General features: G+C 42.6%; 18 protein-coding genes. 7 read left to right on the plus strand and 11 right to left on the minus strand.

Going from position 1 to position 23,565, the window contains the following annotated elements:
* Window positions 1-39: 39 nt before the first annotated feature.
* Window positions 40-1,665 carry a nucleoside deaminase gene (locus tag QUA16_RS10030; RefSeq protein WP_333103221.1) on the plus strand — a complete coding sequence of 542 codons (1,626 nt, stop codon included), beginning with the start codon at window positions 40-42 and terminating at the stop codon, window positions 1,663-1,665.
* Window positions 1,666-1,871: 206 nt separating this feature from the next.
* Here QUA16_RS10030 and QUA16_RS10035 read toward each other — a convergent pair whose 3' ends face one another.
* The 9 genes from QUA16_RS10035 to QUA16_RS10075 all read right to left on the minus strand — a co-directional run bounded on the left by QUA16_RS10035 (window position 1,872) and on the right by QUA16_RS10075 (window position 15,266).
* Window positions 1,872-7,094: an AMP-binding protein gene (locus tag QUA16_RS10035; RefSeq protein ID WP_333103222.1), complete on the minus strand. Its 5,223-nt coding sequence runs from the start codon at window positions 7,092-7,094 to the stop codon at window positions 1,872-1,874.
* A gap of 56 nt (window positions 7,095-7,150) precedes the next feature.
* Window positions 7,151-7,573, minus strand: a complete 423-nt coding sequence (locus QUA16_RS10040) for a hypothetical protein (protein WP_333181119.1) — start codon at window positions 7,571-7,573, stop codon at window positions 7,151-7,153.
* A gap of 1 nt (window position 7,574) precedes the next feature.
* Window positions 7,575-8,489: a hypothetical protein gene (locus QUA16_RS10045; protein ID WP_333103226.1), complete on the minus strand. Its 915-nt coding sequence runs from the start codon at window positions 8,487-8,489 to the stop codon at window positions 7,575-7,577.
* A 19-nt stretch (window positions 8,490-8,508) separates the two neighbouring features.
* The gene (locus QUA16_RS10050) at window positions 8,509-9,876 is read right to left on the minus strand and encodes an NAD(P)/FAD-dependent oxidoreductase (protein WP_333103229.1); all 1,368 of its coding nucleotides are present in this window, start codon (window positions 9,874-9,876) and stop codon (window positions 8,509-8,511) included.
* A gap of 105 nt (window positions 9,877-9,981) precedes the next feature.
* On the minus strand, window positions 9,982-11,391 hold the full coding sequence (locus tag QUA16_RS10055; protein WP_333103231.1) for an FAD-dependent oxidoreductase: 1,410 nt from the start codon (window positions 11,389-11,391) through the stop codon (window positions 9,982-9,984).
* Window positions 11,388-11,669, minus strand: coding sequence for an acyl carrier protein (locus QUA16_RS10060; RefSeq protein WP_333103233.1), 282 nt, complete (start codon window positions 11,667-11,669; stop codon window positions 11,388-11,390). The genes QUA16_RS10055 and QUA16_RS10060 overlap by 4 nt, the downstream gene beginning before the upstream one ends.
* A gap of 11 nt (window positions 11,670-11,680) precedes the next feature.
* Window positions 11,681-13,270 carry an amino acid adenylation domain-containing protein gene (locus QUA16_RS10065; protein ID WP_333103235.1) on the minus strand — a complete coding sequence of 530 codons (1,590 nt, stop codon included), beginning with the start codon at window positions 13,268-13,270 and terminating at the stop codon, window positions 11,681-11,683.
* Window positions 13,271-13,723: 453 nt separating this feature from the next.
* Entirely contained in the window at window positions 13,724-14,917 is a 1,194-nt protein-coding gene (locus QUA16_RS10070; RefSeq protein WP_333103238.1) for an acyl-CoA dehydrogenase family protein, read from the minus strand.
* Between the two features lie 199 nt (window positions 14,918-15,116).
* A complete protein-coding gene (locus QUA16_RS10075) occupies window positions 15,117-15,266 on the minus strand; it encodes a hypothetical protein (RefSeq protein WP_333103240.1) in 150 nt (49 codons plus the stop codon).
* Window positions 15,267-15,362: 96 nt separating this feature from the next.
* Here QUA16_RS10075 and QUA16_RS10080 point away from each other — a divergent pair, with 96 nt between their 5' ends.
* The 5 genes from QUA16_RS10080 (at window position 15,363) to QUA16_RS10100 (ending at window position 20,007) form a co-directional block, all read left to right on the plus strand.
* Window positions 15,363-15,791 carry a hypothetical protein gene (locus tag QUA16_RS10080; RefSeq protein ID WP_333103242.1) on the plus strand — a complete coding sequence of 143 codons (429 nt, stop codon included), beginning with the start codon at window positions 15,363-15,365 and terminating at the stop codon, window positions 15,789-15,791.
* A gap of 422 nt (window positions 15,792-16,213) precedes the next feature.
* Entirely contained in the window at window positions 16,214-16,402 is a 189-nt protein-coding gene (locus QUA16_RS10085; RefSeq protein ID WP_333103244.1) for a hypothetical protein, read from the plus strand.
* Between the two features lie 952 nt (window positions 16,403-17,354).
* On the plus strand, window positions 17,355-17,483 hold the full coding sequence (locus tag QUA16_RS10090) for a hypothetical protein (protein ID WP_333181121.1): 129 nt from the start codon (window positions 17,355-17,357) through the stop codon (window positions 17,481-17,483).
* A gap of 410 nt (window positions 17,484-17,893) precedes the next feature.
* On the plus strand, window positions 17,894-18,295 hold the full coding sequence (locus QUA16_RS10095) for a plasmid mobilization protein (protein WP_333103246.1): 402 nt from the start codon (window positions 17,894-17,896) through the stop codon (window positions 18,293-18,295).
* 50 nt (window positions 18,296-18,345) lie between these two features.
* Window positions 18,346-20,007 (plus strand): relaxase/mobilization nuclease domain-containing protein, encoded by a 1,662-nt coding sequence (locus QUA16_RS10100; RefSeq protein ID WP_333103247.1) that lies wholly within the window; start codon window positions 18,346-18,348, stop codon window positions 20,005-20,007.
* A 593-nt stretch (window positions 20,008-20,600) separates the two neighbouring features.
* On the opposite strand, the gene QUA16_RS10105 is transcribed toward QUA16_RS10100, so the two are convergent.
* Together QUA16_RS10105 and QUA16_RS10110 are read right to left on the minus strand one after the other, a co-directional pair.
* Window positions 20,601-20,885 carry a hypothetical protein gene (locus QUA16_RS10105; protein ID WP_333103248.1) on the minus strand — a complete coding sequence of 95 codons (285 nt, stop codon included), beginning with the start codon at window positions 20,883-20,885 and terminating at the stop codon, window positions 20,601-20,603.
* 710 nt (window positions 20,886-21,595) lie between these two features.
* Window positions 21,596-21,949: an HNH endonuclease gene (locus QUA16_RS10110; RefSeq protein ID WP_106334385.1), complete on the minus strand. Its 354-nt coding sequence runs from the start codon at window positions 21,947-21,949 to the stop codon at window positions 21,596-21,598.
* 205 nt (window positions 21,950-22,154) lie between these two features.
* On the opposite strand from QUA16_RS10110, the gene QUA16_RS10115 reads away from it, so the two are divergent.
* Window positions 22,155-23,399: a helix-turn-helix transcriptional regulator gene (locus tag QUA16_RS10115; RefSeq protein ID WP_333103249.1), complete on the plus strand. Its 1,245-nt coding sequence runs from the start codon at window positions 22,155-22,157 to the stop codon at window positions 23,397-23,399.
* The last annotated feature ends 166 nt before the right edge of the window (window positions 23,400-23,565 follow it).

A 23,565-nucleotide genomic window follows, 5' to 3' on the forward strand; every position in this document is an offset into this window, starting at 1 on the left:
TTAGGTAATCAATCAAAGTATTTCCACAAGGAGTTTCTTATGACGGAAGTTAAAAATGCAGATGAAGCCGCATCAATAGTTTTGGAGCAAGCCATGTTGGCGGCGGATCAAGGTACTTTTTCTGTAGGAGGTGCAATCATCTGCAATGCGACAGGTAAAGTCATTAAAGTAATGCACAATAATGTGCTAAAGCCTTTGAAGAATGGCAAAACTTTTACCTATGATCCAACTGCTCATGGTGAGCGTCAGCTCGTTTATTGGTATTACGAGAATAAAGATAAAGATAAACTACCTGAACCCAGCGAGTTGACTATTGTGACAACACTTGATCCTTGTGTCATGTGTACAGGAGCATTATTAGCTGCTGGGTTTAATGTAGGTGTTGTGGCAATCGATGATTTTGCAGGGATTAACTACGACAGTAAATTTACCTTTGATGACTTACCGGAAAAATTGTGTCAAGTGGCTAAATCGAAATTTGGCTACTACGCTTGCGGGAAGGATGGCGAGCCCAGTACCTATAGACGCAACTATATGGGGTCTGATACTGTAGTTTTTAAGAATACAGAGGTTAGCGCAGAAAGACTAATGGGATGTGATGCAATTTTTAAAGCTAGTGTAGAAACAGTTCGTAAGAACAGTTCTAATTCTGGCTTAGACCCCGGCAAGTTATCAGATCCAGCAAAATTGCCTGATGATTCGCCTATCAAAAAGAAATACCAAGAGATTTATTCTGATGCCTTCAAGGTAAAAGTACCTCCTCGTCTTCCAAATACTCAACTTCTCAACGTTCTTCAGAGGGTAAAAAATGCTAAGTCAGGCGCAAAAAATGCTGTTGCACTGTTAGATACTTTTGGCAATGTTGTTCTATGCCTAGCGGACAGTTTTGATGAGAGTCCTGTTCATACTGCATTTATGAATGTCACGCAGTTTTATGCAACTACCCGTTTTGAACTAATGAATAACGAAGACAAAAAAATACAAGAAGATGCAGAGCAGTATCTAACTCACCCCAAATACGGAACATTTGTATTTCTCTATGCACCTAATCCTAGTGATGCGACAACTCTTATGACATTGGGGGCTTATGGCTCTACTATGGAAGGGCCTATACCGCAGGTGTTTCCTGCAAATTTTCAATATTATTATCCACCACAAGACGGCAGCTCAATTGAAGAATTGCGCTCAGTTATGATGAAGTTACCGCCGTTTTATACCAGCACAGCACAAATCTCTGCAATGGAAGTCGGCAGCACTAATTCGGAAAGTATGCCTATTCCCATTTACCTGTATAAAGCTGAGAACCCACCCCGCTACCATTACACAACTAACCCCACTGATACACCGGGGCAAGACTGGACTAAAGCTGGGATTGCATTTTTCGCATTTCAGCAACACACCGTCGGCGCGACTGCCGTACATCAGTTTAGTGCCGGATCGCCACAGCGTTACGGTTTTGATACCAGCTCCTTGCCAGCACCAGCTTGGACTAATGACAATAAGGATGCTTTTTATGTGTTGACCAGCGCAAGCAATAACTCCGTTCCAGTGTACCAGTATCACCAAATCTTGCCTGGTGGTTTGTGGAATATGTTCTACTCCCTCGATCCAAATGTTAAAGGCTGGATCAATGATGGCATAACCTTCCACGTTTTGGGCGGTTAGGTGGATGCCTAAGTTAGGGAGTTGCCTCCCTAACTCGGCTACAGAACCGTGCATGAATATTTCTATTTGATAGTGTGCGATAAGATTTTGTATGTGATTTTCTGGTAACATAGGCAATCATTTAAAGAAGAGCAACGATCGCATCCAAACCTCGGATATTATAGACGAGTAGGACGCGATCGCTTCCCTTCTTAACTCCTGTAAATTCAAAAAATTCTCGGTTCAAGCTGCAAGGCGCGACGGTAGCAGGTACTTGCTTCGTTAATTTGACCGCGTTCTGCTAAAATGTCTCCCAAGTGTTTGTGCAATCGCGAGTAATCTGGATTCAGTTCGATCGCACGTCGGTAAGATGCGATCGCCTCATCCCATTTCTTCTCTTTCTCTAAAACCTTTCCTAGCTCTAAGTGGATTTCAAAGTTATCTGGGTGAAATTGAAGTGCAGTTTGGTAAGATGCGATCGCATCATCAAAGTGATTTTGCCTAACTAAAGCATTACCTAGTTGCAAATGAATTTGAGCATCATCTGGCTTAACTTCCAGTGCCTGATGATAAAGTTGGATGTCATCGGGGTTAGACGCGATGCGAGAGCGATAATAGTTCATTACTCCCTCTACTCCATGAGCTTGTTGGAAATAAGCCTTCAGTTGTGCTAATTCAATCTGTGAGGCGGATAATTGAGCCAGCGTCAGTGCTAATTTCTCCTGGGCCAGTTGCAGTTGTACTGGTTCTTGGTTTATTTGCTCTGGTTGTATTTTGTCTATAAATTCATGCTCGTTTCTGCTTGTCAAGAGTGGAAATTTTTCCAGTATTGGCTGGATTTGAGATAGGTTTGTTAGCACTTTTTCTTGCTCATATTCTCGCTCTGCCTGCTCTAAACAAGCATTCATTTTTTCTGCTAAGATTTGGACGTGAGGTTCTTGCCATAAAGTCATGTGGTTGCCCGGAACCTTGTGAACTTCAATCCCACCTGCAACCCAACTATTCCAGCCATTGGGTTGCATGGGATCGAACTCAGATCCAGTAATATCCTCTTGGGATGAGAAGTAAACAACTTTACCCAAGTATATTTGTGGGACATGACTAGCTAAAACCTCAATATTAGCGTCTAAAACTTTAAAAATATTTTCAACTTGCTTAAGGCTAACACCGTTATTTAACAAATCCTCCCGGTGTTTTTGATCTCTGATTTTTATACTTTTTTTAAACTCAAGTTTTTCTTCTTTAGTTAGCATTAGATTTCGACTATCTATCATAATTACTAGCGAAACTTGCTGACCGAGTTTTTTTAGTTGTTGAGCTATTTCAAAAGCAATATTACCTCCTATACAGAGACCTCCTAATAGATACGGGCCTTCAGGTTGAACTGTTCGTATTTCTTGGATGTAGTAAGCTACTATATCTTTCATGCAGGTGTAAGGGGCTTTTTGTCCATCTAGCCCTACTGCTTGTAGCCCATAAAAAGGGCGAGCGGGGGCTATGTAGCGTGCCAATATAAAAGATTCTGGACTGTGAACGTAAAAGAAAGGTTGCTTGCCTCCATTAGGTTTTACCGGGATGAGCGATCGTGACTTCACTTCTCTGTTTTCCAGAATAATAAAATTGGTTAGTTGCTCAATAGTGGGTGCTTCTACTAAACTCGCCAAAGGAATATTTTGAACGAATAAATTTTCTATTTCAGCTACTAAACTCGCAGCTTTTAGCGAATCTCCCCCTAACTCAAAGAAGTTGTCTTTGGTGCTAATGGATGTAATACCTAAAACCCTTTGCCAAATTTGAATTAATTGGAACTCTATATCATTCTGAGGAGTAGTCTTCTGGTGAACGGATGCACTTGCTAAAGTCCAAACAGCGATACTATTCAAACTGCCATCAAGAAAAGCTTTCCGACACGCTTGGCGCTGAATCTTTCCACTAGAAGTCTTAGGAATGCTCCCCCGCTTCAGCAACACTACGGCATAAACAGGCAACTCGTAGTGTTCGGCTACAGCATTGCGAATCGCACTCACAACTTCATCCACATTCAGATTTTTACTCTTCTGGCGCTCGACCTCAAACACGATAACTAACTGCTCGACTCCATCAACTTCTATAGAAAATCCCGCTCTATAATTCGGACGCAAAGCCTCATGGCTCTTTTCCACCACCCATTCAATATCTTGGGGATAATAGTTTTCTCCCCGAATAATAATCAAATCCTTCAGACGACCCGTAACAAACAATTCCCCATCTTGAATAAATCCTAAATCCCCCGTCCGCAGAAACGGCCCTTCCCCCGTCTCCGCTAAGTAAGCGCGAAACGTCTCCTGAGTCGCATCGGGACGCTGCCAGTAACCCCGTGCCACCCCCGCACTCGACACCCAAATTTCCCCAACTTCATCCGAGGCACAGCCAGTCAACGTTTCTGGATGCACAATAGCCACAACAGTATTCCCTAACAGCCGCCCCGAACCAGCCAATCTTTGACCCGTCGGTGTCTCGACAATGCGATTTTGTGCCAACTCCGAAGCCGAAACCGTGCAGAAAACCAAATCATCCGTTTTCCGACTCGTCGTTACCATCAGAGTTGCTTCCGCCAGTCCGTAAGCTGGGGCAAAGGCAGATTGACGAAACCCACACGACTCAAACGTTTGGCAAAATTGTTCCATCACCTCCGGGTTGATAGGTTCGGCGGCATTTCCCGCAGCTTGCCAACTGCTTAAATCAAGAGTGGCGCGTTCTTCTGACGTTATCCGTTTTAAGCAATAAGCATAGGCAAAATTAGGGGCTTGGCTGTGGGTGGCGCGATAGTGGGAAATAGCTTTTAACCAGCGTAGCGGCTGCTTGATAAACGCCATCGGCGACATCAAATAACAAGGAGTGCCATTGTAAAGCGGTGCGAGAATCCCCTCTACCAGTCCGTAATCGTGAAAATAGGGCATCCAAGTAACGGTGATGCTGTTGGAGTCGTACCCGCAAGCTTGTTGAAGTTCCGCTAAATGGCACATCAGGTTGTTATGGTCGAGCATCACTCCCTTGGGCGTGGAAGTGGAACCGGAGGTATATTGCAGGTAGGCTAAGGTGTCGCCATTAATTTCCGGCTGTTGCCATTGGGCGGCTAGCTGGGAGGGAATTTTCTCGGTGGCTGTCCAAGGTAAGGCTACCAATTTGGACGTTTCCCTTGCAGTTTCGCGATGCGATAACAGACTGGCGGTAGTTAAGATTAATGAAGCTTTAGCATCAGATGCGATCGCCTCCAATCTCGGTAAAATACGTTTTAGCCGCGCCGCTTCCGGTGCGGGTGCAGGAATGGCAACGGCTCCAGCGTAAAGGCAACCGAAAAAGGCGACAATGGACTCTAAACCTTGGGGATAAACCAGCAAAACTCTTTCCCCAACGGAGAGTTGAGATTGTAAATAAGCAGCGATCGCCCTTGCTTTTTCATCCAACTGCCGATAAGTTAGACCGGCGATCTCGTTCTCTCCATCTTCTAGTAAAGTGTAGGCTGTTTGGTCTGGGTTTCGAGAGGCGCGATCGCGCAATAAACTATAGAGAGTTGCTTCATCAAGCTGACTTTGTTTGGCTGCAATATCACCTAAATATTTGTGTTCCCAAAAGGAGTCAGAATTTAACGCGATTTGAGATGATCCTACTCCCCAACTTTTCAAGATTCGATCGTGTTTTTCAGGCGAAAGATGAGCTTCTACATTAGCTAACTCTTGCCATTGCTCGCGTTCGATATTTGCTGTAGCTCGCTCGAATTCTAATTTCGCTCTTTCCCACTTGCCAACCTGAATAAAATACATCACCTTGGCAGCAATAACGTTTCGTTGCACCTGGGGCGGTACGATAGATAACGAATAATCAAAAGCGGCTTCAACTTCATCCCTAGAAAAATCATCAAATGAATATGAGTAATGCCATACCTCGTTAGGAATTTGCTTGATATACCGAAATACTTTTGAGGGATCTACTTCTGGTAAATCCACTGGGATAAAATATTCTCGCCAGCGGTACATTATTAAATGAATCCAAGTTTCGTAATAATGGGCAAAATCCTGATGGACTATCGAAGAAAAGCCAGGAATTAAAGAAGGGAAAAAGTTTTTTATAATGCTATTCGTTAACTCCCAAGATTTCATCGCATCAATAAATAAAAATTCAATCGCCCTTCCCTCCCAACCAATTTCTGTGAGATTACCAGGATGAACTTGAATCAGATGACTCCAAGGATTAATCCGTTTTAGATACTCATCTAAAAAACTATCTCCATCTTGGAATTTTCCTGTTACATCAGTTCCTTTGGCTATTTGTTCCATCGCTGGAACCCAAGTAAAAATATCGTAAGCGTGAATGCGTTGATTTTTCACTACTACCTGAGAATTTGCCTCCAGTCCTCTTGCCAGAGAAATTGTTGAGGAACCCAACCAACAACCTAGTTCTACAATTTCCCCTCGACCAGAATATTCATTTTTTGTATAATCTTCTAAAAACACCTGCTCTTCCCAACTCGTCATTCCCAATATCCACTGCCGGGATGAGTCCTTTGAAGACTGACTAGGAACCTGAAAAATCTCTAATTCCTCTAGAATTCTAAAAACTTCTTGACCAATTGGTTGATAAAGCTCCACAGGGAAATGAGCAAAATCAACCATATTTTTAGTTCTGGTTTGCTTTAAAATTTTATCTATATCAACAATCCAAAAGTTTAACTTTCTAGATAATTCGACCAAAGCTATGTTGAACTCTCGCCGTCGTAAGCTTTCAGGGCGTTTTACAAACTGATAATTGTGAGTAATGTTACCAGGTTCAATTGTGAGAGTATTAAATACTAAAATGTGGACGTTCCTTGCCTGCTTAATTTGGTTAATCAGTTGAGTGAAATTTTCAATAAAAGTTTCTAACGTCATCCGACCTAAACTGACAAAATGCTTCCGAAACCAATTGGCAGAAGATAAATCTCTTAACATTAAATCCATGCGTTGATTGTTCCACCAACCGCTTGGATCGATTAAAAAGCCATGTTCTCGATGTTGATAAACTACTCTCGCTACGTCAGGTGCAATGGATAGAATCACTACTTGTTTAGGAAACTCTTCAAAATTGCTACCATTAGAAACCCCAAAACTGGGACTGAATAGTTGATTATCAAAAAAGTTACCGGGAAGATAAAATTTTTCTAATACGGGAGCTAACAAATCTTGAGGACGATCTTTTAAATTTTGTAACAGGATATCCGATCTAGATTTCTCAATCTGCCCTTCTTTGAGAATGCAGCAAGTTCCTTTCAATATAGGTTTAATTAGAGGAACACAGGAAAACACTGATGGAAGATCGCAGCCTCCCAGGATATAGATACCAATTTTATTTTCTGGATGTGAACCAGACCAAAAAATAATATGGTTAGATTCCATATATTCTCCAGCATTTTTTATTTCAATGTTTGTTTCCATAATTAAGCAACTAATTAGTTAGGAATTTATCGAATTAGCACCAATCAAAGCGGAGGTTATACATAAATACCAGGATATGAGATGATATTGGGAACAACTCGAAATGTACTAGCTTCTTCCAATTTTGATTCATTAATTTGTTCATGTACATCAGTAGTTATTATGGCTAATAAGGCTCCTACTTCCTGATAAACAAACTCTTGTGCATAGCTGCGGCGTAAAAAACCTGTATCAGCAGAACAAACACGAACGAGCATATCCAGTTTGTGAATTTTATCTGATGTCTTCTCCGGTTCTGCCAAGCTTGCAAGTACGCTTTCAGGTGTTTCTAAAACAAGATTATTTTTCTCTTCTTCTACTTTGACTTCAAAGATATCGTCTCCATAGTCAATTTTATCTCCTACTTCCTTGTACCACTGAATAAAAATTCCTCCTTCAGTGCCTTTATTGATATAGGGCATGAGCAATTTAAACAACATTTTAATCTCTCCTGCGTCCAATTTGCTTAAGTAAAGGGCGATTTTCAAAAAAACCTACATCTATTATAACTCGTAAAAATTCTTGACAAATTGCACGATCGGCTTCAGGAGAATAGTTCAAAGCTGCAATAACGTGCTGTCCTGCACCCAATTCAGCTAAGAGCGATTCTACATCAATAATAGAAATTCCTTCTTGCATGGAGAGCTTGAGTAAAGCTAAATTTAACTTTTGAATTCTCAGGCGCAGTGTTTCACCGACGTTGTGATAATTGGTAGTACGCTCGCTCGGATCGAAGTCGCAACAATTATAACAGATAATATACGCATTTGTTTTTTCTTTCAGCAATTGAACCAACTGGCTAAAATTGGCTTGAGATTGCTCCGCAGACAGTAAACCTGTGGGATAAAAATGCTGTTGAAACTCGTGTTTTTCCGCCTCAGATCGTTGCTGTTTCCAATCTTCAGCAATATCGATAAGATACCCTGTTTGGCAATGTCGCCACAAGTTCTTAGTAATCTCTGCCTGGGTGGAAAAGACTATAATATCGATATCTACTCCTAGCAAGGAAGTAGGAGATTGTCCTGTTAACAAAGTTTCTAGCTGCTTAGATGGGAAGCTACCTAATTGTTCGGAAGCGTGCAATTCATTTAGTAAGGGAATTTTTTCCAACTGTTGTAACCAACGGTCAGAACGTCCACCGGGTTCGTAGATAATTTCAATTTGAAAAGCGCGAGCGTACTTTTCATTAATTAAATTTTGTAAACCTTTTTCTAGTTTTTCTCCTCCTTGTGTTAAAGGAAGTAGAGAATCAATGACATCGCGATCGCCTTTCACCAAAATACGAATAGTTGGTTTACCGCCCATCATAACTTGTTGACTTTTACTCGCCTCTGGAGCCTCATTTTGTATCATCATCACCAACTACTTATTCAAGTCAATATTTTGTTACTAAGGATTGAGGATTAAAAGCATTAGCAGTCAATTCACCGAGCAACTTATGCCAGACATGATTCGGGTTTTGTTCTACGGTAGCGACTAGCTTTTTCATTTCCTGAAGCACTTGGGGTTCTTCCTCATCGTACACATCTCCACTCAGCAACTTCAGTATATCTAAGCGATAGCGAGGGTCGCTGACAAACATCGTAAACAGAATATTCAAACGATAATAAAGGGAAATAAATTCGTACCAATTCTTCGTACCGCGTCGCAGCGTCGCCTCATAATCTCGCAAATGCTCTCGTGTCAATACTCCATTCTTTAAAGTAGACTGCTTAAAAGCTTTGATAATTTCTTGACTAGCTAACCGAGCGCTGTTTAAAGCTACACTGACTCCAGAAGAGAAAATTGGATCGACGAACCGCGCCGCATCACCAATTAAAACCCAACCATCGCCACAAAATTGCTTCATTGCATAGCTGTAGTCTCCTTCTTCCTGGAAAGGACGCAGTTGTTTAGCCTGCTTCAATTTTTCAAATACTTGGGGCTGAGTGCTGACGCAATCCCAAAAAAATTGCTCCCTCTCTTGTTTCTTCTTCGCAAAGTGCTCTTTCTGCGTCACAACACCAAAGCTAGTGATAGTGTCCGTAATGGGAATCTGCCAGATCCAACTATTAGATATTGGTAGAAAGTGAACAAAGATATAATCTTTTTTATCTGATATTCCTCGTTCATATCCTTCAAACCAAGTGTGAATGGCAAGTTGATTAAAAATTGGGTCTTTAACTTTTAGCTTTAACTGACTTCCAAGCAACGTCCGACGACCGCTAGCATCCACAACCAGTCGCACGCACTTCACAACTTCTCGTTCTTCGCTGGAAACGACAATGCGTGGAAAATCATCTTTCGGGAAATCGACGCGATTAACTCTTACCCCTTCATATACGGTTGTTCCCAGCTTTCTAGCGTGCTGAAGTAGGAGATGGTCGAATTTACCTCGATCCACATGATAGGTGTAGTTGCGATCGCCCTGCATCTCCCGTTCATCGAAGCGAATATCTACCCGACAATCTAGTGGTAATCCCTCCCAATCGTGATTGTAGATTTTATTACCTCTCACAGATGTCCATGCTGCACCGTATTTGCGAGGAAATTTTGCGGCTTCCATTTGTTCTAGCAAACCAAGTTCTTGTAGCACTCGGTTAGCTGCTGGTACAAGAGACTCGCCAACATGGGGACGGGGGAATATTTCGCGCTCGAATAGTACGCAACTGATACCTGCTTTAGCAAGATAGGCTGCTAGACTTGACCCAGCAGGCCCACCGCCGATAATACCAATATCAAAATCAGGTTTGTTAATATTCATCAACATCTGGGATTATTCTGACAATTTAATGATGGTAAGTAGCTGAATTTCGGTAACTTCTTGTTCTAAATTTTAAAACTACTACGATAGATACATCCTTACTATTCAACTTACCTCGGTTGTTAAAACAGGAAATATTAGGGAACGAGCTACACCGCATGATTCCGTTTGATATTCTTCCCGATCTATAACTAAATTTTTATATCCTTCAAACCATCGAGGTTTTTCCATCATATCCAAAAACTTATGGTATTTTTCGTAATTTTCAAAGAAATTTCCTGCCAGCATATAATGACCCGCTGCCATTGCTACTTCATGCCGCTTGTAGTCAACTTGCGAAACCGAGTTGAATGCCGCCCCAGCTTCCGCCCAACTCAGGGCATGAGGCTGATAAAATAGGCTAATCAGCCTGTAAACGAAATCATAAGCACCATTAATTTTCGCGTAGGCTTCCTCCAGATAGCTCCTATCCTGTGTTTGGTTCGATGAAAGCATCTTATCCACTGCGTTAGCAACTAAAAAACTGCTCTTCATAGACAGAAAAACACCGCTCGAAAAAATCGGATCTAAAAAACGGTTAGCATCCCCAACCATTGCATACTTGGTACTAAATTTATTCTCCGAATAATAAGAATAATCCCCTTCTACTTGAACAGGCATCGATATCGTTGCTCCCTGAAGCAATTCCTTAATAAACTCAGAATAATTTAGTTCCTGTTGATAGAGTTCGCTACACCAATCTCTTACTGAACTACCTTGAAGTTCCTGCCTTTTTTGGTTAAGATATGCAGTATCCATCACGACACCAACTGTCACCCAATCTACCCCTAAAGGGAACACCCAAGCCCATCCCTTCTTTTCACCTCCCAAGTAGAGAATAATTGAGCTTCCTTCTTCCAATCCACCCTTCAGGGATTTAATGCCTTTCCAATGCGTCCACAACGCAGTTCTGGCAAACCCTTTATGCTCTTTTCTCCAACCTTTACTGCTAGCGATGAAACTACAACGCCCACTAGCATCAATGATAAATCGAGTTTGTAAAAAAAGCCGTTCGCCATTTCGGGAAATCGCTTGAACTTCCACTTTGTCTGCACTACCTTCTACATCCAAGCTGCATACATCAACTCTAGTTTCTTCCCTTACCTCTGCGCCGTGCTTGCGGGAATTTTCCAGCAAAATTGTGTCAAATTCGCTTCGGTTTACCTGAAAAGATAGATAGCTTTCGTCTTTAATGACCCGATCGAAACACCAATATGTAGAAGCGGAACCGTCACTGCTAATAAAACGAACTCCTGGTTTACGCGCGAATCGCTTTTCCATTTGAACTAAAACGCCAAGTTCGCGAAAAAGTTCGTAGCAGAAGGGTAGCATTGACTCCCCAACGCGATCGCGTGGAAATTTTTCTTTCTCCAGCAAAACTACCTTATATCCCTTCCGTGCCAAAATAGTGGCAGCCGTCGAACCTGCTGGCCCACCACCAATTATCACGACATCGCACTGCTGGGGGATATTCATGCTTCAAGACTCCCAAGTTTTGACATCAATAAGGACTTAATAGTATCGATAGTCTCAAAATTATCTAACACCACCTCATCTGGATTTATTCTAACATTAAACTGTTCTTCTATAAAACTAATCAACACAAAAATCCCTAAAGAATCAATAATTTCTTCTTCAATCAGAAGTGACTTATTATCTAAAATTACTTCTGGCTTATCGTACATAAATTCTTTGAGTATCTGGCTTTTGAGGATTCCTTCCACCTCTGACTCTGTATAGCGTTCTGTTGGCATATCCTTAGCTCTCAAAGTAATTTAAGATCGACTTTCCCAGTGGAAGTTTTTGGCAAAGATGCCCGAATCTCTATAACAGCAGGAACCATATACTTAGGTAAATAGTCCGAACAGAAACTCGCTAAATCCTGCTTTTGCAAAGACTGAATATCGTGGGGAACCACAACAGCTTTGACGATCTGACCGAATTGTTCATCAGGAATAGCTACAACCGCTACCTCTGCTACTTGTGGATGCTGGTATAATGTCGTCTCTATTTCTCCTAGATCGATTCGATAACCGCGACTTTTAATCGTGCGATCGCGCCGACCTAAAAAGATATAATTTCCATCTGGTTCTTGCCTCACTAAATCGCCAGTTTTGTAAACCAACTCCTGCTTTTGCTCTCCCGTTGCTGACTGAGAAGACATATCGAACGAACGGGATACCAAAACCTCCTCAGTCAGATCCGATCGCCCCCAGTAACCGTCCATCAGCGAGCGCCCGCGCACGTAAAGCTCTCCCACTTCCCCCACCGTTGCTATTGTCCCCCTATCGTTGACAGCAAATACCTCATTATTAGCACAGGCTTTACCAATAGTCAAGGTCGCGATCGATTCATCGGGAATCTTCTCAACCGGATAATAAGTACAAACATTTGTTTCCGTAGGGCCGTAAAGGTTATAATATTTGGCCTGCGGTACGCATTCCATCAGTTGTCGCAAATATTTAATCGGAAAAACCTCACCTGCAAACAGAATAGCTCTTAAATTAGAAAAGTCATATCTTGGTAAATTCCCATGCAAAACCAATTGGATGAGGGCAGAAGGAACCGAGTACCAGACTGTTAGTTCTTGTTCGGCAATAAACCTAGCTAAGTCAAGCGGAAAAACTGTTAACTTTTCGGGAACGATGATTACAGTACCGCCAGCTTTGAGTGTTGTAAAAATATCGAAAACTGATAGATCGAAGTGTAGAGGAGCGTGATTGGAAACGCGATCGCCATAACTTACCTGAAAACATTCGGCAGACCAATTAATAAAGTTTAGTGCCGCCCGATGACTAATCATTACTCCTTTTGGAGTTCCAGTCGAGCCTGAAGTGTATAAAATATAAGCCAGTTCCATTTCAGTTACTTCGTTGACAGCTAAGGGAAATAAAGGTGCTTGCAATACATCCTGCCAACTGATAAAATTGTTGATAGTTCCTGAAATTTGGAAGGCATCCCCACCGACAACAATTGCCCGCCGAACGGGTGCGAGTTTTGGTAATATCTGTTCTAAACTGGCAAGTTTTTTAGCAGTAGATATTAACACCTCGATCCGGCAATCGTTAATAATAGATGCAATACGCCGAACGGGTGCCGATGGATCGAGAGGAACGCAGACAGCACCAGCTTTGAGAATGCCGAAAATTGCCGCTACTGCTTCAATGGATTTGTTGAGGTAGATGCCGATGCGATCGCCTTTCTCAACACCAGTATTCCTCAGAACGCAGGATAATCGAGACGAAACTTCATCAAGATCTTGATATGTGATAGAGTTATTATTATAAATGACTGCTTTTCGCTCTGGATATTGCTTGGCACTGATTTCTAAAAAATGATGGAGTAAATAAATCATATTTTAAGCAAGATTGAGGTTAACTAAACAGCGCAATAATATTCACAGGACTTACGCACTAACAACCTAATTATGTCATTCTGAGCGTTAGCCCTTCACTGCGTTCTGCAAGTAAACTCCGAATCTCAAAGCCTTGCAAAACCATTACAGTGCGTAAGTCCTGATTCATATATAGCGATCCTAAATCAGTCGCAAAATCGCTCTAGACCAGAATCCTTGCAGTGTGAGCATCTTGCTCGCGTATAATGCAAGCAAATCATTTAGGATTGCTATATAGCGGTTCTCAAGTAAGTGAGGTACACGCCAACGCAATTAGCCATTAGCCATTAGCCATTAGCCAACGCAATTAGCCATTAGCCATTAGCCATTAGCCATTAGCCATTAGCAATTAGCCATTACCAAGTGTACCTCATATACCTGAGAACCGCTATATAAGTTTCACCTGATAGTAATTTACAATCCCATAAACTGAGCGATAATCTGATACTGAATTTCAGACGTTCCCGAATAAAGCCGACTTCCCAAAGCATCCCGTAACTCTCGTTCCAGTTCGAGTTCCGTTAAATAACCATATCCTCCGTGAATTTGAATCGCATCTAAACAGGATTGTACCCAAGATTCGCTAATATAAAGCTTTGCCATCGCTGCTTCCATAAAAGCAGATTTACCTTGTTGTTTCAACCAGCCAAACTTATACAATAAATTTCTAGATGTTTCCAGTCGCATCTTCATATCCACAAGCTTACTAGAAATTAACTGAAACTTACCAATTGGTTGCTGAAACTGCTTTCGATTCTTGGCATATTGAGTGCATTGTTCAAGTAACCTTTCCATACTACCAATAGCACTAGCAAGAATGAAACCCCGTTCCCATTCCATACTGTGACTAAATACAGCCATTCCCGCACCTTCTTTTCCCAGCAAGTTAGCGGCAGGTACTTCACAGTTATCTAGAAGTAATTCAGCCATCTGTGCCGTTCTTAACCCCATTTTTGACATCTTTCTTTTGACAATCAAACCCGGAGCATCTTTTTCTACTAAAAAACAGGTAATTCCCCTTTTCCCTCGTTCTGGGTTGAGGGTGGCAAAGACTAGGATTAGGTTGGCGATATTGCTCCGCAACGGTGACGCGATATTGCTCCGCAACGCTAACGCGAACGCACCGTTAGTTACAAACATTTTACTACCATTTAAAATATACTTATCTCCTTCTCTTTGGGCAGTAGTTTTCAGGCTGTAAACATCCGAACCTGCCTCTGGTTCTGTTACTGCATGAGCGCCAATTAATTCGCCTTTTACAAGTTTGGGAAGATACTTGAGTTTTTGTTCGGGAGTACCAAATGTCAACAAAGGAATTTCGCAAGCCCATGTATGAGCGGCAATTGAGAAAAGCAAGCCGTTATCTTTACAACCGTATCCTAGACCTTCTAAAGCATAAATAGTTGTGAGGGTATCTAATTCTTTTCCCCCATATTCCTGGGGGATTGGCAATCCCATAATTCCCCATTCTCCACATTTTTTCCAACCCTCTAGGTTAAATTCTTCCTGCTGGTCTAGTTCGACAAGATTTTCTATCAATAAATTTTTGGCAAACTGAATTACGCTTTCCTTAATTTCAACCTGTTCTTTAGCCCATGAAAAATCCACTGAGTATTTTCCTCTGTTAGATGACTTGTTCCCCCACATTCCGCAGGTTTGCCGATCGAGTCTAACGTATTTTGTCTGACCGATCGCACCGACAAATCAACCAGGGCGATCGCTCTGATGGGTCAGCGATCGTCGGCAACACCTAGGCGATGCTCTTGTCTTTACCCCTGTCCTATAAATTAATATTGAGGCCTCAGACTTAATCGCAGCCGGCCTCCGATTGACCGTCGCCTCCTTCAGCTCCTTTTTCACCAGAGCTTGCTTGTACTGGATGACGAGAGCGATCGCACGCTTGTGTGTCCAACTGAAGAAACTGAGAAACTAAAGCCGGTGGGGGTGGCTGTCCCATTACCACTACAAAGAATTATTTTAAGCCCTTCTCATAAACTAACCAGGTATTGGTACTCGTGCGATCGCGCATTCATCGAGCGCCCTGATATCTTGGTTGAAGCCTAAGTCAAAAGTAGCATTAGATGGTATGGTCGCATCTATGCGAGCGGCAGCGGCAGGCTGGAGGTTTACAACCGGAACAATAGGTTTTAGCAGCAGTGGGTTCCGAACTCGCGCGGCCCTGCATGCGATCGCGCCAATCGGCGTAGAGTTAGGACTGTGGCAGGGCAGCTATCAAAACCAGACAATGCTATGGCTGCGGTGGTGGGACACCGAGGACAATTTGCTGCTGACAGGTGCAGAACGAGCCTCTAGAATCCAACAAGCACTTTTTGATAATTCCTCGGCTGTTGGGAATGGGATTGAATGCAGAGCAAGTGGGATAAGCCCTGGGTTTATCAGTAGAGTTCGTCAGGCAGCATTCCCAATCTTGATGCAGCTAAATTTGGCTTTCCCACACAAGAATTGTGGATTCTCAATCTAGCAAACCTTGCACTGCATCCGGCTATCGCCGTCACTCCCTAAAAAACCAAGGACTCTCGTGGCCAGGGGGTAAATTTTTACCCGACTGTCAAGCTCTGCGAGACAACAACATTTTAGTCGATTGATTGTCAGGTTAGCCAGACAACAACATTTTGCCTTATTACCGAGATCAGCCTTACACTCGCGAACAGCCTCAACGGAGCGCAAAAACCAGATAGTCCAGCCTCAACTTTATGGCTGGCATAGTGGGTACTACGCTACAAAATCGCTTCATAAATTTTAGCTACCTGCCAATTTTCTCACACTTGCTCAACTTGATTTTTTATTCAATTCCGAGGTCACAACTTGACTATTAAGTCAATCCACTTGTTGTTAAAAACGCTAAAAAATTAGCTAATTGTTGCGTCAGCTAAAATCAGGCATTTGCAGTATAAAGTCAGGCGTTTGCAGTATAAAGTCAGGCAAGTGCAGGTATTTGCAGGGGGTGCACTTTACCTGCATTTACCTGAAAATATCCTGCAAATGCCAGACTTTTTCGGTCAAATTACTGCTTTTTTGTGCTGTTCGTGCGTTTGCTTGTTGAGGCTGCTTTTGGCTGTTCTCAATCGGTAGCAAGCAATGGTTTTGTGATCACAAACCTGACTTTTACGCGCAGAAACAAAAACAATGCACCCTCATGAATGCGGTAATCCTAAGTGCAAGGCGATCGCGTCGATGCTCGCTGTCGGACGAACGATAATCACAGCGAGCATCGACTTGATAGGGTCAATGGTGAGCCAGTGGTAGCGAATTGCAGGCTGATTCGGATATTCGAGTAAGGGCAGCGGAGTCGCGAGTTGCAGTTTTTAAAGTCAAAATAATTCAAATCACCACAAAGGTTTGGCTTTGAATCGATCGCCGTGCAGCTATCGCCACAACTACCTAAAAACTAGGGCTGGAGTGTCAAGGGGCTTAATTTTACCCGATCTTCAACTGTGCCTCCCAATCAATACCACTGATGCGATGTTAGCCAAGTGTCTCAAAAGGCTTGGTTTTACCCGATCTCCAACTGTGCCGATTGCTCATACTATTGTGGCGGCTTTTGCTTTGACTACAAAATTTACTGGCTTACCTTCGTAACGGTTAGAGCATTCTGGCCGCCCAAAAATACTGAGGCACTTCGCTTTTTTGTACTAAAGTGCGGTAGCACTGCATTCAATCTCGCAAACAAACTGAACTGCAACTCAAGAAGAGAAAAACGCTACCGCCATTGTTCAGATACATTAATATGCAATAGCTGAATGGCTAATAACGAGGCCGCTATTTTTTAGGCAACCTTAACATTCTATTCGATTAGTTCTGCTTGCTCGATATTGAAAGTACAGCTTGCTATAAATGCTACAGTTAGTAGCTTGCCTCTGCTACAATTACTTGAATTGGGAGTGCAGAGTTTGCTGTTAAATTATTAAATTGATATTAAGTGTACCGTCACGGTAAAAAACCTCAAAATTAACTTTTTGAGACTGGCTTTTCATGAGTTTTTTTGCATAAATTTGAGTTTTTGTGAGTTTTCATGAGTAAAACTATGCAAGCTCAGCTTGAACTATTAGCTGAAGTCGAAGCAGTATTTGCAGCAAAAAACTCACAAAAACTCACAAAAGCTCAAATTTATGCAAGCTGGGAAACCAAGGAAAAAAGCAGAGATGAGCGATAGCAAGCAATGTTTTTGCGATCGCAAATCTGACTTTTACGTGCAGAAAGAGAAATAATGCACCCTCCTTTTACGGAAGCCTAACCGTAAGGTCGGGTTTAATACTTTTTTAAGCTTTAATGACAATTGTAACTATTTGTACTACAATTCAAGCTGAATATTCTATAGCTCTAAGAAATTAGAGGGAGAAAATGCTTCAAAAGCAATTCAACGAACTCATCACTTATTCAAGTGCGATCGCACCTAAACAAACTATTTTATACAAATAAATAAAATTATAGTCAGTCTCTACGTTAATAAACTGTCTAAATAGCCCTCTCCAATTGGGGGATATAAATTCACCTGAATAGCGCTTGTAGATTACAGTTATTAACTTGTATCTTGGCTCATAGTGTGATTCCTGATTAAAAGCTATGAAAACTTTACTGAAAGCAAGACCCAGAGAACGGCTATCAAACCATATCCACATTCGCCTAACTGACTCGGATTATAGCCAAATTCAAACATTAGCGAACCAAGTAAATTTGAGTATGAGCGACTTCATCCGTCGTGCAGCTTTGAAAAGAGCCATGCCACGCCCTCTAACTGTATTTGACTTGAAAGCCTATCAAGTTTTATGCCAAATTAATGCCCAACTTAGAGTTGCCGGAAACAACCTCAATCAGATTGCTAAAGCTTGCAATAGTGCTGTGGTATTAGGAGAACCCGTTACTGTCAATAGAGGACTCTTAGAAAGCGTACAGCACCTTATTCAACAAAACCAAACTGCAATTAAAACAATAGTTGCCAACCTCACCAAATCTACAGTCCGCTAATTTTTAACCAGCCTGAGCAATTGATGTAATAAACCTACTGCGAAACGGTTATGATTGGCAAACAAATCAAAGGTACAGGCTGGAGGGGATGTCTGAACTATGTACTCGGCAAAAAAGGTGCTTACTTAATTGGCGGTACTATGTGCGGACAGACTCCTGAAGAACTGGCTGCTGAATTTGCGATCGCCCGACAACTAAGACCTAACCTGAAAGTAGCAGTTTTTCACGCCACTTTATCTGTCGATAGCACCGAAAAATTAGAAGATTCTGAAGAAAATGACCAACGCTGGCTGGCAATCGCAGCCAACTACATGAAAGCGATGGAATTTGACAACAACCAGTATGCAGTTGTCAAGCACAACGATACAAACCATGACCACATTCACATTGTCGCCAGTCGCATTCGCCTAGATGGAAGTATCGTTGACGATAGCTGGGATTATTACAGAAGCCAAGAAGTAATCCGCCAGTTAGAAAGAGACTACAATTTAGAAGCTGTTACACCTAGTTGGGAAATAGATAAGCGAGCTCCGACTACAGGAGAACACAGATATTTACAAAGCAAGGGAAACAAGAGCGTTAGGGTACAATTGCAAGACCTAATTGATGAAGTTACTCAAGACAAGCCAACTATGCCAGAATTTGTTGAGCGGTTGCAGCAACAAGCCGTAGAGGTGCAAGTCGGATTGACTCGAACTGGAATCGGCTTCAGTAAAGGCATTTCTTACAATTTAGATGGAGTCGCTTTAAGTGGCACTCAGTTGGGTAAAGCCTACACTTTTTCTGGATTGCAGAAGCATCGAGGCGTTAGCTATGACAAAGGGCGAGATAACGCCCTAATTGACGCTTTAATGCAGCCACAACACTTAGCGAACGCCCCCCATGAGGCAGAGGAAAATGAGTTAGAGTCGTCACAATTCGAGTTAGGAGCAACCGCGCCTGCAACTCCTGCAACAGCAAATGAGTTAGAGTTGCCACAATCTGAGCTAGCAGCAATCGCACCTGCAACTTCTGCAACAGCAAATGAGTTAGAGTCGTCACAATCCGAGTTAGCAGCAACCGCGCCTGCAACTCCGGCAACAGCAAATGAGTTAGAGTTACAACTGTCAATCCTGCCTGAAAGGAATGAAACTCAGTGGCAAAAAGTGCGATCGCATCTAGCAGTCGAGTACAGTTTACCTTTAGAATTGCTTAATTTATTGCACTCTCATTCTTGGCTGTATGCCGGCTCAGAAAAGGCTATCTTCACGGCACGGACGCTTGACGGGGAAGCCCGGTTCGCTTTTGTTCTCGATGAAAGAGGCAACTTTACTACAACCCATCCCCTGTCATCTGAAGCTGCTTTCTGGGTAGCCACTACTGGAGAAATTGAGCGAGCTGTGATTGCCTGTAACCCAATCGAAGCCCTTTCACTTTTGCTTATTGAACAGGATAACTCTACAACAGCACCAGCCACAGTTTACCTAGGAATTGAACGAACTTCACAACTACCTATACAATTCTTACAAGAACTCGATAGCGTTATTATAGCGCTCGCCGAAAATTCTCAGCTCGCTCGAAATGCGATCTCGCTGCTACCGAATGCAGAACTTGTCAATCCACAGTCAAGTTGGAATGATATCTGGATACAATTAATTGAGCAAGAACAGCAAACTCCTAAACAAAATAACCAACAGTATAAACAGCGCATCCAAGATATAGAACTGGATTAGCTTTTACAGCTTTAAAAATTGATACGACTTACGCAACTGAGGAATTTTTAGACTATCTGTGGCGTAAGGTGCACTATTGCGATCGCCCTTAAGAGTTCGTCATTTCTGGAACAAAATCACTCATTTATGTGCAGTTTTACCTAAGTTCTTTACCAGTAGATGCCCAGCTAAATAGTTGGGCTATTCGTCAACATTGAGGCATTGAAAACCAAGTGCATTGGAGTTTATATGTGACTTTTAATGAATATAAATCCCGCATTCGGTCGTTCAACAGTCCTCAAAATTTGGCTTTTCTAAGACGAATGGCACTTAATGCCATCAATCAAGAAACGCCTCTCCGACGTAGTTTGCGACAAAAAAAGAACCGAGCGACGATGAATGATGACTATATGATGCAGATTCAAAGAGTGCTTGTGTCAAGCCTGATTGAGATGCTCTTACCCTAGACTCACTTACTCACGCTTGTGCTCTGTTGAAGTCGAAACGGCCAATATCCAACTTTCGACTCCTAGCTATCTTTGTGACTGATAAAGCTATGGTCGATGTTGGATTTGCTGGCATCAACCCGACCTACAAGCAAAAGCGATCGGCTCTCATGGCGAGTTAAGTCCAAGCTCGATGCTCGCTGTTGGACGAACGATCGTCCAACAGCGAGCATCAACATCTTTACTGGCTGCGAGATTAAAAACAGGAGGGCAAGGCGCGATCGCGTTGGGCGTTACCAGCCAATACCCAACTGCACCAACGGGCTTGCGTCGTGCCCGGCGATGCTCCATCGTAACCAAGGCTTTCCTGTACACCAACTGGCTCGCTCTTGGCTTCAATATCGACTCAAAGAGCGAGCGTACAGCGGGCGTCAAAATCCAAACAGCGAGCAAGTCAAACTTTCTCCTCTTAGCTGCCCAGAGTGAGCGTGAGCTAACTCCAAATTGCAGCTATTCTCATAGCAGTCTTGCAAAAACCATAAAAACCATAAATTGATCATTTTTACCCCCTTCTTACGTCTATTTGACATGGCTTGCTATGCGACTACCGTACTTATTACGAGGATTTAGCAGGATTCAAGAGGTGTCGGAGTACAGAAAATCACGCCAAAAGCAACAATTCTTTACAAAAACTCATAAGCATTTATACTTAAAATGAGGCTAAAAGTACGAAATAGGAGGTGTAATGAGTAAAAAATGTGCTGTTTTTTCCTCTTTTTTCCTCCCAATTTTTAGCTAATTTTTTTGGCTCAGTTATATCGATTTTCCTGCATTAGTTTGGTCAAAGTGCACTCGGATTGATAGAGTCAATGGGGAGCTTGCGTCAAAGCGGCTTGCAGGTTTATTCGGACATTCGATTGACATCCTCCCACCACTGATTCGGAATACTGAGTCCATGCTGCATCACCGATCGATTTGCAAGAGTGTCTATTCTTGACCATATTACGAACCATCAAGTCCTCATACGCCACCAAATCGGTTAGGGTCGAGGGGAGTATTACTACTCCACCCCTCCCATCCGAAACCGTGCTTGCGACTGTCGGGCAAGAGAGCATACGTCACCGTATCTCCTCCCCTCAGAACCGTACTTGCTACTCGTCGCATCATACGGCCGGGGCCTTTGCCTTCACAGAACGTTTACCACTATGTACCGTCTTATGGCAAATTTTATGTAGGTGTTGAAGATTGTCGATTTCATCTGTTCCACTTTTTACCAGAGGTACTATGTGGTGTGTTTCTAGAGCTTCTCCATTGTGTAGATTTTCCCCACAGATTGGACACAACCAGTTCTGGTTTTGGGCTATTTTGTAATATTTAGACCCAGGCTCCCAAATGGTTTTACCCACAGAAGAGCGATTTACTTCGTGATGCGACGATAAAACTTTGTAATTAGCAAACCCATCAACCTGACAAGCACGATGGACCGACCATAACAGGTGGAGACAGATCACCCCCATGTCTGGCAAGAAAATCTGCGATCATCAAAACCTTGAGGTTAATATAGACTCTAATAACCTTAGCAACAGCTCCTACGCGGAGCCAAAGCAATCGCAACGGTCACATAAGTCATCTACAGAACCCCGCCTCTGCCAAAGAAAATTCTACGAAGAATGCCCCAGTAGTGCAATCACAGATACAATCTATACGGCTGGAGTCACTGGTATGGATTTCTGGGAAATAAGCGAAACCAGTTTGAATGGTCGCAAAGATTTTTCCAAAGGTCGAGTTGAATTGCAAATCCGCGATCGTTTCGACCTAACAGACTTTGCTGAAATTGCCTATCAAGCCAAGGAAATTATCGCCCAGAACTTCGGAGAAGAAACCCTCAAACTGCACTATGCACTGGCAATGATTGCCTTTCGCAAGCCCGAAGTCGGGAGAGAGCAAATTACAGTATCAGCATCTAAACTCCTAGCTGACTTTGGTGAGAATAACAAAAAGAAACACTACATCCCAAAAGCCGAACGAGACGCCAATAGCCAGCCAGCCCGATACCTTTCTAAAGAAGAAAAACTAAGAGCCTTAGCCTATCATGGATATCTGCTAAAACGATTAGAAGTTTCCGTTAAAGCTTGGCGGATACGCAATAAAATATTTACTATTGAACACTCCAATCTCTGGGAGATTTTTCAAATTACCGAGGTGTTTCATCAAGAAAAAAACACCTTGATCGATATTGAAATCACTTATCGCCCTGGCAAATGGTTTGACAAATTTGCAGGTCACGAATACTTGCGGGAATTTGGCTACCTTACCAGCGAGGCGCTAAAACTAGATTATTACCAGGAAAAAATGGCTCTCAGACTGGCTTATTTTGCCCTATTTGCCCTGCAACAGCACAAAAGCGGTCGGTATCAAATAGAAACACTGCTGACGCGAATCGGGTATAAGAACGACATAGAGACAGCCAAGAGAAACGGAGTTACTGCCTCGAATTTAAAGCGCAGCTTCGATCGAGGGCTAAAAACACTGGGAAATTTTGAATACCCCTACCTCTTTGACTACGAGTCCGATGTCCCTGACTGGGCGTATCCAAACAGCCAAATTAAAAAGCCCAATCACTGGTTTGAAACCTGGCTACAACTTAACGGGACTTTACGCCAGCCAGAAGCGCTACCCAAACACCCACAACAACCCGAATCAAAACCAGAGCAACCGCAACCGCCCAAAAGACCCGCCCACAAGCAGAAGTCAGCTCAGCCAGCAGCCAACCTAACCGAACCCATAGCTTTTGGTCAATGGGTGAGAGAAGCTCGGAAAACTATGGAAGAAAGCCTGAGAACAATGGCAAAAGAGCTGGGTATCTCAGCATCCCAGCTATCTCAGATTGAGAACGGCTGCTATCCACATACCATCAAGCCCAGCCTGAAAACCAAGATAATTCGTCACCTTGGCTTAAATGAGTAACTAGCCAACCAAAAGGCATCTTGCATCCAGCGGAAAGACTCCCAATTCAGGGGGTCTTTTTAGCTTTTTGAGCAGCAGAGTGTTTAAACCGCTAAACACCTAAAAAATTAGCAAATTTGCTTGAATCTCTTATCTGACAATGGTTTCAGCGCCTAAACACTTTGGG

Origin of the sequence: Microcoleus sp. S13_C3 (assembly GCF_036700905.1) — a bacterium.
Classification (GTDB): domain Bacteria; phylum Cyanobacteriota; class Cyanobacteriia; order Cyanobacteriales; family Microcoleaceae; genus Microcoleus.